Source organism: Mycolicibacterium sp. XJ2546 (assembly GCF_053483195.1).
Window position 1 is genome coordinate 64,540 of record NZ_JBEFRW010000023.1, and the last position, 10,061, is coordinate 74,600.

The following is a 10,061-nucleotide window of genomic DNA, read 5'->3' on the forward strand; positions in this document are numbered from 1 at the left end:
GAGTCGACTGCATAACCCCGCGAATGAACTACCGTCGAGTGGTGCGGATTTCGTCGCTGGCCACGCTGACGGGGGTGGCGTTGGTGTTGGCGGGATGCGCAGGCGAACCGGCCACCGACACCGCGGAGGCGCCGGTGTGCGCCGCCGTCGCCGACGGTGACCCGACCGCGCGGGGCTACCGCAGCGACATGACGGCGGTGCGCACGAGCAGCTACGCGGTCGTCACCGCCAATCCGCTGGCCACCCAGTCCGCCTGCGAAGTGCTGCGCGACGGGGGCACGGCCGCCGACGCGCTCGTCACCGCGCAGGCCGTGCTCGGTCTGGTCGAGCCGCAGTCCTCCGGCCTCGGCGGCGGCGGGTTCCTGCTCTACTACGATGCCGCCACCGGTGCGGTACAGGCCTACGACGGCCGCGAAGCCGCCCCGGCGGCAGCCACCGAGAACTACCTGCGCTGGGTGTCCGACACCGACCGCACCGAACCCAGACCCGACGCCAGGGCGTCGGGCCGGTCCATCGGGGTGCCGGGCATCGTGCGGCTGTTACACCAGGCCCATGCCGAGCACGGCAGCACCGGCTGGCGTGAGCTGTTCGACCCCGCCGTCAAAATGGCCGACGACGGGTTCGACATCAGCCCGCGGCTGGCGAACTCGATCGCGGCCGCGGCCACCCAACTGGCCGTCGACCCGCAAGCCGCCGAGTACTTCCTCGAGGCCGACGGCACACCGAAGCCGGCGGGAACGCGGTTGGTCAATCCCGCGTACGCAAAGACGTTGGGCGCCATCGCATCCGACCCGCAGTCGTTCTATACCGGCGCCATCGCCGGCGATATCGTGGCGGCCGCGACCGACACGTCCGGCGGTCGCACACCGAGCCTGATGACCGTCGAAGACCTGTCGTCCTACACCGTCAAACGCCGCGAACCGCTGTGCACGCCGTACCGCGGGCGCGAGATCTGCGGTATGCCGCCGCCATCGTCGGGCGGTATCGCGGTCGCCGCCACGCTCGGTGTGCTCGAGCACTTTGCGATGGCCGACCACAAACCCACCGACGTCGACCTCAACGGCGGGCGGCCCACGGTGATGGGCGTGCATCTGGTCTCCGAAGCCGAACGATTGGCCTACGCCGACCGCGACCGCTACGTCGCCGACACCGATTTCGTTGCGCTGCCCGGCGGTTCACCGCAGACCCTGCTCGGCAGCGACTATCTGGCCGGGCGGGCGGCGCTGATCTCACCGCAGCACACGATGGGCACCGCGAAGCCGGGCGATTTCGGCGCGTCGACCGGGCCCGCACCGGCGGTGCCTGAGCACGGCACCAGCCACGTCAGCATCGTGGACGCCGAAGGCAACGCGGCCTCGTTGACCACCACGGTGGAGGCCCAGTTCGGCTCGTTCCACATGGTCGACGGCTTCCTCCTCAACAACCAACTGACCGACTTCTCCGCCGAACCCACCGGACCCGGCGGGGTGCCCATCGCCAACCGGGTGCAGCCGGGTAAGCGCCCGCGCAGCACAATGGCGCCGACGTTGGTGTTCGAGCAGTCAGACGCGCCGCAGCGCCGTGGCCCACTGTACGCGGCGGTGGGCTCACCCGGCGGCTCGGTGATCATCCAGTTCGTCGTGAAAACCCTTGTCGGGATGCTGGACTGGGGTCTGGATCCCCAACAGGCGGTGTCCATGGTCGACTTCGGCGCGGCCAACACCGCTGAGACCAACGTCGGCGGCGAGCATCCGGTCATCGACACCGCTGATGACGGCGCTCACGATCCGCTGGTGGCCGGTCTGCGGGCGCTGGGTCATCGGGTCGACTTGGCGCCGCAGAACAGCGGGCTGTCGGTGGTGGTCGTCGACGGTGAGGGGCTGATCGGCGGTGCCGACCCGCGCCGTGAGGGCGTGGTCATGGGCGATGCGAAGTGACGATCAGCGCGAGTTGATGCCCTTGTAGCGGTCTACCAGTTCCCGCACTTTGTCCATGGCGTCGACGGCGCGGTCCTTGTCGACGGCCTGGATCGCCATCACGGGGATGTACTCGTCGTCGGGCAGGTCCACCCGCGCCCACCGCGCACCGGGCGGAAACGACACGTCGACGACCTGCGACCACGGAATCAGACGGTAGCCGAGCAGGTTTCGCACCGAGACGCCTGCCGCACCGATGCGAAGACGGGGCCGGGCCAGCAGCAGCACCGCCCCGGCTATCACCACACCCAGCAGCGCGATCGCCACCTGGTCGGCGGTGCGGAAGATCACCCCGGTCGACGCGATCTTCAGCAACGCCCCGACCGTGACGTGTGCGGCCAGGATCAGCACCGCGGCGGCGTACACGAAATACGGCGCCAGATGCGGCCGCACCTGTAGGTCCCAGTCACTCATTTCCGCAGGCCACGAAGGGTCAGCGCGGTGGACAGCGCAGCCGCGGCGGCCTGCGCCCCTTTATCCTCGGTCGACGTCGGCAACCCGGCTCTGTCGAGCGCTTGCGCTTCGTTGTTCGTGGTCAGCACGCCGTTGGCGACCGGCGTCGACGCGTCCAGCGACACCCGCGTCAGACCCTGGGTGACGGCGTCGCACACATAGTCGAAATGCGGTGTCTCACCGCGAATGACCACACCCAGCGCCACCACCGCGTCGTGGGTGGCCGCCAACGCCTGTGCAACCACCGGAATTTCGATCGCACCAAGCACCCGCACCACGGTCGGGTTGTCGATGCCGGCCTCGGCGACCACTTTTCGCGCGCCGTCGAGCAGGGCGTCGCAGATGGTCTCGTGCCAGGTGCTGGCCACGATGCCCAGCGTCAAACCGGACGCGTCGAGCTCAGGCAGGTCGGGGACACCGGCCGCTGGGCTCATAGGGCTCCGCCGAGATCCAAATCGCTTGGCCTGCGGTCACCGAGCAGGTAGTCGCCTTCCTCGTAGGCGTCCATGGTGGTGGCCTCGTGGTAGTCGTCGAGGCCGACGAGGTCATGGCCCATCCGGTCGCGTTTGGTCATCAGGTAGCGGATGTTCTCGGCGTTGGCGCGCACCGGCAACGGAACCCGTTCGATGATGTGCAGCCCGTATCCGTCCAGGCCGACGCGCTTGGCCGGGTTGTTGGTCAACAGCCGCATCGACCGCACCCCGAGGTCGACCAGGATCTGCGCCCCGATGCCGTAGTCGCGGGCGTCGGCGGGCAGGCCGAGCTTGAGGTTGGCGTCGACAGTGTCATCGCCGGCGTCCTGCAGCTGGTAGGCCTGCAGCTTGTGCATCAGGCCGATGCCGCGGCCCTCGTGGCCGCGCATGTAGAGCACGACGCCGCGCCCCTCGTGGGCCACCATCGCCAACGCCGCGTCGAGTTGCGGACCGCAGTCGCAGCGGCGCGACCCGAACACGTCGCCGGTCAGGCATTCGGAGTGCACCCGCACCAGCACGTCGTGGCCGTCGCCGTGCGGTCCGGCGATATCGCCGCGCACCAGCGCGACGTGCTCGACGTCCTCGTAGATGCTGGCGTAGCCCACGGCGCGGAACTGGCCGTGCCGGGTCGGGATGCGCGCCTCGGCGACGCGTTCGATGTGCTTTTCGTGTTTGCGCCGGTACTCGATGAGGTCGGCGATCGAGATCAACGCCAGACCGTGGTCGTCGGCGAACACCCGCAGCTCGTCGGTCTGCGCCATCGCGCCTTCATCCTTTTGGCTGACGATCTCGCAGATCGCGCCCGCGGGCTGCAGACCGGCCATCCGGGCCAGGTCGACGGCGGCCTCGGTATGGCCGGGACGCCGCAGCACCCCACCGTCCTTGGCGCGCAACGGAACCACGTGGCCCGGTTTGGTGAAATCGTGAACGGCGCTGGACGGATCGGCTAGCAGGCGCATGGTCGTCGCACGGTCGGAGGCCGAAATTCCGGTTCCGACTCCATGTTTCGCGTCGACGGTCACGGTGTAGGCGGTGCCGTGCTTGTCCTGGTTCACCGCGTACATCGGAAGCAGGCCGAGGCGATCGCAGATCGCGCCGTCCAGCGGCACGCACAGGTAGCCGGAGGTATAGCGCACCATGAACGCGACGAGTTCAGGTGTCGCCTTTTCGGCGGCGAAGATGAGATCGCCCTCGTTCTCGCGATCTTCATCATCGATGACGACGACGGCCTTGCCCGCGGCGATATCGGCGACCGCCCGCTCCACAGAGTCCAGCCTCGTCATCACATCAGTATGAACTACGCGAGCGTCGATCTTATTGCCAGGTCGTTGAGCTGGGCATTTACTGGGTTTCGTCGTCGCCCGCGCCGAGCAGGCGCTCGACGTATTTGGCGATGATGTCGACCTCGAGGTTGACCGGGGCGCCGACCTCGGCGGTGCCCAGTGTGGTCGTCTCCAGCGTCGTCGGGATCAGTGACACCTCGAACCAGTCGTGGCCCAGCCCGGACACGGTCAGCGACACCCCGTCGACGGTGATCGAACCCTTCTCCACGACGTAACGCGACAACGCGGTGGGCAGCGCGATGCGCACCACCTCCCAATGTTCGGCGGGTGTGCGCGCGATCACATGCCCGGTGCCGTCGACATGGCCCTGCACGATGTGGCCGCCCAACCGGCTGTTGACGGCCGCGGCGCGCTCGAGGTTGACGCGGCTGCCAACGCCGATGGCGCGCAGGCTCGACCGGTTCAACGTCTCGCCGATGACGTCGACGGAAAACTCGCCGTCGGGCAGCACGTCGACCACCGTCAGGCAGACGCCGTTGACCGCGATGGAATCGCCGTGGCCTGCATCGGACGTGACAACGGGACCCCGGATGACCAGCCGCGCGAAGTCGCGGAGGTCTTCTTTGGCGACGACCTCACCCAGTTCTTCGACGATTCCGGTGAACACGCCGTCAGAGTAACCACCCGCCGACACCCTCTACGATGCACTCATGCAGACCCGCCCCGTAGCGATACTTGCCGCCCTGATCGCTGTTCTTGCTCTTGTCGCAGGTTGTTCGTCATCGTCTGAGCCCGCCAAAGACCTTCCCGACGCTGCGACGCTGCTCACGGAGTCGACCGAGACCACCAAGAACCAGACGAGCGTTCACCTGAAGCTAACAGTGCAGGGCGAGATTCCCGGACTGGCGCTGGAGTCGCTGGAAGGCGATCTGACCAACGTTCCCGCCGTCGCCGCCGCCGGGGAGGCGAACCTGTTGTTCATGGGTCAACGGCTGCAGGGCGTCGGGTTCGTGGTCATCGACGGAATCCTTTACGCCGCGATCAGCGCGGGCGCCTTCCAGGACTTCGGCCCGGCCGCCGACGTCTACGACGTCGCAGCCATCCTCAGCCCGGAGGTCGGGCTCGCCAACGTGCTGGCCAACTTCTCCGATCCCAAGGCCGAGGGCCGCGAGACCGTCAACGGTGTGGAGACGGTCCGCATCACCGGGTCCGTCACCGCCGACGCCGTCAACGCCATCGCGCCGCAGATCGGCGCCACCGAGCCGGTGCCGGGCACGGCGTGGATCGCCGAGGAGGGCGAGCACGAGTTGATGCGGATCACGCTGCAGACCGCTCCGGAAGGCAGCGTCACGATGACGCTGTCGGACTGGGGTAAGCCGGTGACGGTCACCAAGCCCGTCTGATGTCGACGTTGACAGAGACCTCGCAGGCCACCGGCAACCGCAGGGTTGCCATCAGCGCGGGCAGCCTCGCCGTGCTGCTCGGCGCGCTCGACACCTACGTCGTGGTCGCGATCATCCGCGACATCATCCTCGACCTGCGAATACCGGTCAACCAGCTGCAGCAGGTGACCCCGATCATCACCTGCTACCTGCTCGGATACATCGCCGCGATGCCGCTGCTGGGCCGCGCCTCCGACCGGTTCGGCCGCAAGTTCATCCTGCAGGCCAGCCTGGTCGGCTTCGCGGTCGGCTCGGTGGTCACCGCGCTGTCCAACGACCTGCTTCCGATGGTGATCGGCCGCTCGATTCAGGGCGTCGCCAGCGGTGCACTGCTGCCGGTCACGCTGGCGTTGGCCGCCGACTTGTGGGCCAGCCGTAACCGGGCGGCGGTGCTGGGCGGGATCGGCGCCGCCCAGGAGCTGGGCAGCGTGCTGGGCCCGCTGTACGGCATCGCCGTCGTAGCGGCCTTGAACACGTGGCGCGACGTGTTCTGGATCAACGTGCCGCTGGCGGCGATCGCGATGGTCCTCATTCATTTCAGCCTGCCCAGTCGGCCCAAACCCCAGAACCCGGAGCGGGTCGACGTGGTGGGCGGTGTGCTGCTGGCCATCGCGCTCGGCCTGTTGGTGATCGGGCTGTACAACCCGGCACCCGACGGCAAGAAGATCCTGCCCGACTACGGCCTGCCGGTGCTGATCGCCGCGGCGGCGGCCCTGGTGGCGTTCTTCGTCTGGGAACGTTTCGCCAGCACCCGGCTCATCGACCCGGCCGGCGTGCACTTCCGGCCGTTCCTGGCGGCGCTGGGTGCTTCGCTGTGCGCGGGTGCGGCGTTGATGGTGACACTTGTCAACGTCGAGTTGTTCGGCCAGGGTGTGCTCGGCAAGGACCAGACCGATGCGGTCATGCTGCTGCTGCGGTTCCTGATCGCGCTGCCCATCGGAGCCGTGATCGGCGGGTGGATCGCCACCCGGATCGGCGACCGCATCGTCGCGTTCGCCGGGCTGTTGATCGCCGCGGGCGGCTACTGGCTGATCTCCCACTGGCACATCGACATCTTGTCGCGCCACCACGACCTCGGGTTCATCGCGCTGCCCGCGTTCGACGCCGATCTGGCCATCGCCGGCCTCGGCCTCGGGCTGGTGATCGGCCCGTTGACCTCGGCGACGCTGCGGGTGGTGCCCGCTGCCCAGCACGGCATCGCGTCGGCCGCCGTGGTGGTGGCCCGCATGATCGGCATGCTGATCGGCCTGGCCGCGCTGACCGCATGGGGGCTGTACAAGTTCAACCAGTATCTGCAGGAGCGGATGGCTGCGCAGCCCCCCGCCACCGACGATTCCCCCGCCGGCCAGCTGATCGCGGCGGCCACCCGGCTGCGACAGGCCACCCTGGAGGCCTACGCGATGCAGTACGCCGACATCTTCTTGGCCACGGCCGTGGTCTGCGTCATCGGTGCCCTGCTCGGGTTGCTGATCGCCGCCCGAAACGAGCAGGCCGACGAGGTGCCGACGTCAGGTGACGGCGACGGTGGCACACCGGCCGAACTCGTCGACGCGCCGGCGCCCGACCGCGGCTAAGCGGTTTCGCTCAGCAGCGTTCCATCCCGCGCTCGAGCAGCACCGGCTCGGCGGGACGCGCCGGCTGAGGGTCGTTACGTTCCCCCAGCACATTGCAGACCAGCGACGTCAGGCTGCGGGGGCCGATCGGCCGATAGTTGAGCCACGCCTGCAATGCAGTCATGATCGCTCCTCCCGTTGTGCTCACACAACTGTCATTCCGGTACGAGTGTACCGGTGCCGGCACCCTGATTGGCCGCCCGAAACGGCGGGTATGCGTGCCCTAGACCACATCGTCACGGGAGAAAGATTCATGGCAACTTCACTGAACGGCAAGAAAATTGCGTTCCTGGTCGCGCCTGAGGGCGTCGAGCAGGTCGAGCTGACCGAACCGTGGAAAGCGGTCGAACAGGCCGGGGGAACACCGGAGCTGGTGTCGACCGAAGTCGGCAAGATCCAGGCGTTCAACCACCTGACCCCGGCGGACACCTTCGAGGCGGACAAGTCGGCTGGCGCCGTGTCGGTTTCGGAGTACGACGCGTTGGTGCTGCCCGGCGGTGTCGCCAACCCCGACTTCCTGCGCACCAACGCCGCGGCGGTCGCGTTCACGAAGAGTTTCTTCGACGCAGGCAAACCGGTCGCGGTGATCTGTCACGGACCGTGGACACTGGTCGAGGCGGACGTGGTGCGGGGCCGGATGATGACGTCGTGGCCCAGCGTCAAGACCGACCTCGTCAACGCCGGCGCCAACTGGGTCGACGAGGAGGTCGTCGAATGTTCGCGCGGGCCAAACACTTTGGTGTCCAGCCGCAAACCCGATGATCTGCCCGCGTTCTGCGACTCGCTTGTCAATACGTTCGCAGGCAGCGCGGAGTAAGGCCAAAGCAGGCCCACGACACGGCGCCCGTCGGTAACGTCGCGGGCATGCTAATGGCCGCCCTCCGCGACATGCAGTGGAGAAGGCGGCGTTTCGCCATCGCGGTGATGTCGACGGCGATCATCTTCGCGATGACGCTGGTGCTCACGGGTTTGGCCAACGGATTTCGGTGGGAAGCCGAGCGGACCGTGAACACCTTGGGGGTGGACCAGTACCTGGTGATGTCCGGAGCATCCGGGCCGTTCGTCGGTGCGACGCCGTTCGGGCCGACGGAGTTGGAGCGGGTCGCCCGCGCGCCGGGGGTCGAGGCGGCGGCACCGCTCGTGTACGCCGGCGGCACCGCCACGCTCGTCGACGACACCCGCAACATCGGCATATTCGGTGCACCCGAACAGGGTCCCGGTATGCCCGCGGTGTCCGACGGCAGGGCTCCGGCGTCCACCGATGAGGTTGCGGTGTCCAGTACGCTAGGGCGCGGTCTGGGCGACGAAGTCGAAATCGCCTCGCGCACGTTGCGCATCGTCGGCATCGTGGAGAACTCCACAGCGTTGGCGAACCTGCCCAACGTGTTCTTGACCACCGACGGTGCCCGGCAGTTGGTGTACGGCAGCCAACAACTGGTGTCCTCCATCGGGATTCGTGGCACGCTCGAACAGCCGCCCGACGGCTACCGCACGATCGATCGCAGCGGCGCGATCGACGACCTGATGCGGCCGTTGCGGGTCGCGGTCAACTCGATCACCATCGTCGCGGTCCTGCTGTGGGTGGTGGCGGCGCTGATCGTCGGATCGGTGATCTACCTGTCGGCGCTGGAACGGCTGCGAGATTTCGCGGTGTTCAAGGCAATTGGGGTGACCACCCGGGCGGTGATGGGCGGGCTGGCCCTGCAAGCAGTCATCGTGGCGCTGTTGGCCGCGCTGCTGGGCACCGCGCTGTCCGTGCTGCTCGGCCCGTTATTCCCGATGCAGGTGATCGTGCCGGGGCAGGCCTATGCCGCGTTACCGGTGCTCGCCGTCGTGGTCGGTCTGATCGCGAGCGCCACAGGCCTGCGCCGAGCGGTGTCGGTCGACCCGGCCGTCGCGTTCGGAGGGCCGTGAGCCATGGGCGATCTGTCCGTGCAGAACCTGGTCGTCGAATACGCCAACGCCGGATACGCGGTACGCCCCATCGACGGGCTCAACCTCGACGTGGCGGCTGGCTCGCTGGTGATCCTGCTGGGCCCCAGTGGTTGTGGAAAGACGACCTTGTTGTCCTGCCTCGGCGCGATCCTGCGCCCCACCGCGGGCACCATCAAGTTCGGCGATGTCGACGTGACGGCGCTGGACGCGCGCGAGCTGTCGACGTTTCGGCGCGAAACCGTCGGCATCGTCTTTCAGGCGTTCAACCTGGTGCCCAGCCTGACCGCGCGGGAGAACGTGATGGTGCCGCTGCTGGCGTCGGGCATGTCGCGGCGGGCGGCGTCCAAACGCGCCGACCAACTGTCGGCGCGGGTCGGCCTGCACGACCGGCTGCACCACCACCCCGGTGACCTCAGCGGCGGTCAGCAACAGCGGGTGGCGGTGGCCCGCGCCGTCGCACTGGACCCGCCGCTGATCCTGGCCGACGAGCCGACCGCGCACCTGGATTTCATCCAGGTCGAAGAGGTGCTCAAGCTGATCCGCGAGCTGGCCTCCGGTGACCGGATCGTGGTGGTCGCCACTCACGACACGAGGATTCTGCCGCTGGCCGACCGGGTCGTCGATCTGGTCCCCGGCTTCACCGCCACCTACCGGGGCCCCGAGACGACGGAATTGGCCGCCGGCGACGTGCTGTTCGAACAGGGCACGATTGGCCAGCTGATCTATCTGGTCTCCGAGGGCGAACTCGAGATCGTGCGCGAACTCCCCGGCGGCGGTGAGGAAATGCTCAAGCTGGCGGTCGCGGGCGACTACTTCGGCGAGTTCGGCCCGCTGTTCCACCTGCCCCGCTCGGCGGGGGGGGGGGGGCGCCCCCCCCCCGGGGGGGGGGGGGGAAAGGGGCAGGAGG

Annotated in this window: 11 protein-coding genes; 6 read left to right on the forward strand and 5 right to left on the reverse strand. The window is 68.2% G+C overall.

The genetic code is table 11. From position 1 onward, the window contains the following. The first annotated feature begins 23 nt into the window (after positions 1-23). Positions 24-1,916 carry a gamma-glutamyltransferase family protein gene (locus ABQE44_RS24455; protein WP_448432402.1) on the forward strand — a complete coding sequence of 631 codons (1,893 nt, stop codon included), beginning with the start codon at positions 24-26 and terminating at the stop codon, positions 1,914-1,916. 3 nt (positions 1,917-1,919) lie between these two features. Here the strand turns inward: ABQE44_RS24455 and ABQE44_RS24460 are convergent, their stop codons facing one another. From ABQE44_RS24460 to ABQE44_RS24475, 4 genes are read right to left on the reverse strand one after another with little or no spacing between them, the layout of a single operon-like run. Continuing rightward, positions 1,920-2,369: a PH domain-containing protein gene (locus tag ABQE44_RS24460; RefSeq protein ID WP_448391330.1), complete on the reverse strand. Its 450-nt coding sequence runs from the start codon at positions 2,367-2,369 to the stop codon at positions 1,920-1,922. Beyond that, positions 2,366-2,842: a 6,7-dimethyl-8-ribityllumazine synthase gene (ribH, locus tag ABQE44_RS24465; RefSeq protein ID WP_448432404.1), complete on the reverse strand. Its 477-nt coding sequence runs from the start codon at positions 2,840-2,842 to the stop codon at positions 2,366-2,368. Before ribH ends, ABQE44_RS24460 begins: the two co-directional genes overlap by 4 nt. Continuing rightward, complete coding sequence (locus tag ABQE44_RS24470) at positions 2,839-4,164, reverse strand: bifunctional 3,4-dihydroxy-2-butanone-4-phosphate synthase/GTP cyclohydrolase II (RefSeq protein WP_448432406.1); 1,326 nt, start codon at positions 4,162-4,164, stop codon at positions 2,839-2,841. The genes ribH and ABQE44_RS24470 overlap by 4 nt, the downstream gene beginning before the upstream one ends. Positions 4,165-4,222: 58 nt before the next feature. Beyond that, positions 4,223-4,831: a riboflavin synthase gene (locus tag ABQE44_RS24475; RefSeq protein ID WP_448391327.1), complete on the reverse strand. Its 609-nt coding sequence runs from the start codon at positions 4,829-4,831 to the stop codon at positions 4,223-4,225. 43 nt (positions 4,832-4,874) lie between these two features. On the opposite strand from ABQE44_RS24475, the gene ABQE44_RS24480 reads away from it, so the two are divergent. Both ABQE44_RS24480 and ABQE44_RS24485 read left to right on the forward strand, forming a co-directional pair. Further along, positions 4,875-5,567 carry an LppX_LprAFG lipoprotein gene (locus ABQE44_RS24480; RefSeq protein WP_448432407.1) on the forward strand — a complete coding sequence of 231 codons (693 nt, stop codon included), beginning with the start codon at positions 4,875-4,877 and terminating at the stop codon, positions 5,565-5,567. After that, positions 5,567-7,180, forward strand: a complete 1,614-nt coding sequence (locus ABQE44_RS24485; protein ID WP_448432409.1) for an MFS transporter — start codon at positions 5,567-5,569, stop codon at positions 7,178-7,180. The genes ABQE44_RS24480 and ABQE44_RS24485 overlap by 1 nt, the downstream gene beginning before the upstream one ends. 10 nt (positions 7,181-7,190) lie before the next feature. Here the strand turns inward: ABQE44_RS24485 and ABQE44_RS24490 are convergent, their stop codons facing one another. Continuing rightward, positions 7,191-7,343: a hypothetical protein gene (locus ABQE44_RS24490; protein WP_448432411.1), complete on the reverse strand. Its 153-nt coding sequence runs from the start codon at positions 7,341-7,343 to the stop codon at positions 7,191-7,193. Positions 7,344-7,472: 129 nt separating this feature from the next. Between ABQE44_RS24490 and ABQE44_RS24495 the strand changes: the two genes are divergently transcribed. The 3 genes from ABQE44_RS24495 to ABQE44_RS24505 all read left to right on the forward strand — a co-directional run. Next, positions 7,473-8,036, forward strand: a complete 564-nt coding sequence (locus ABQE44_RS24495) for a type 1 glutamine amidotransferase domain-containing protein (RefSeq protein WP_448391323.1) — start codon at positions 7,473-7,475, stop codon at positions 8,034-8,036. Positions 8,037-8,083: 47 nt separating this feature from the next. Further along, the gene (locus ABQE44_RS24500) at positions 8,084-9,133 is read left to right on the forward strand and encodes an ABC transporter permease (protein ID WP_448432413.1); all 1,050 of its coding nucleotides are present in this window, start codon (positions 8,084-8,086) and stop codon (positions 9,131-9,133) included. Between the two features lie 3 nt (positions 9,134-9,136). Beyond that, positions 9,137-10,061: ABC transporter ATP-binding protein (locus ABQE44_RS24505; protein ID WP_448432415.1), on the forward strand; the 925-nt coding region annotated here is incomplete at its 3' end.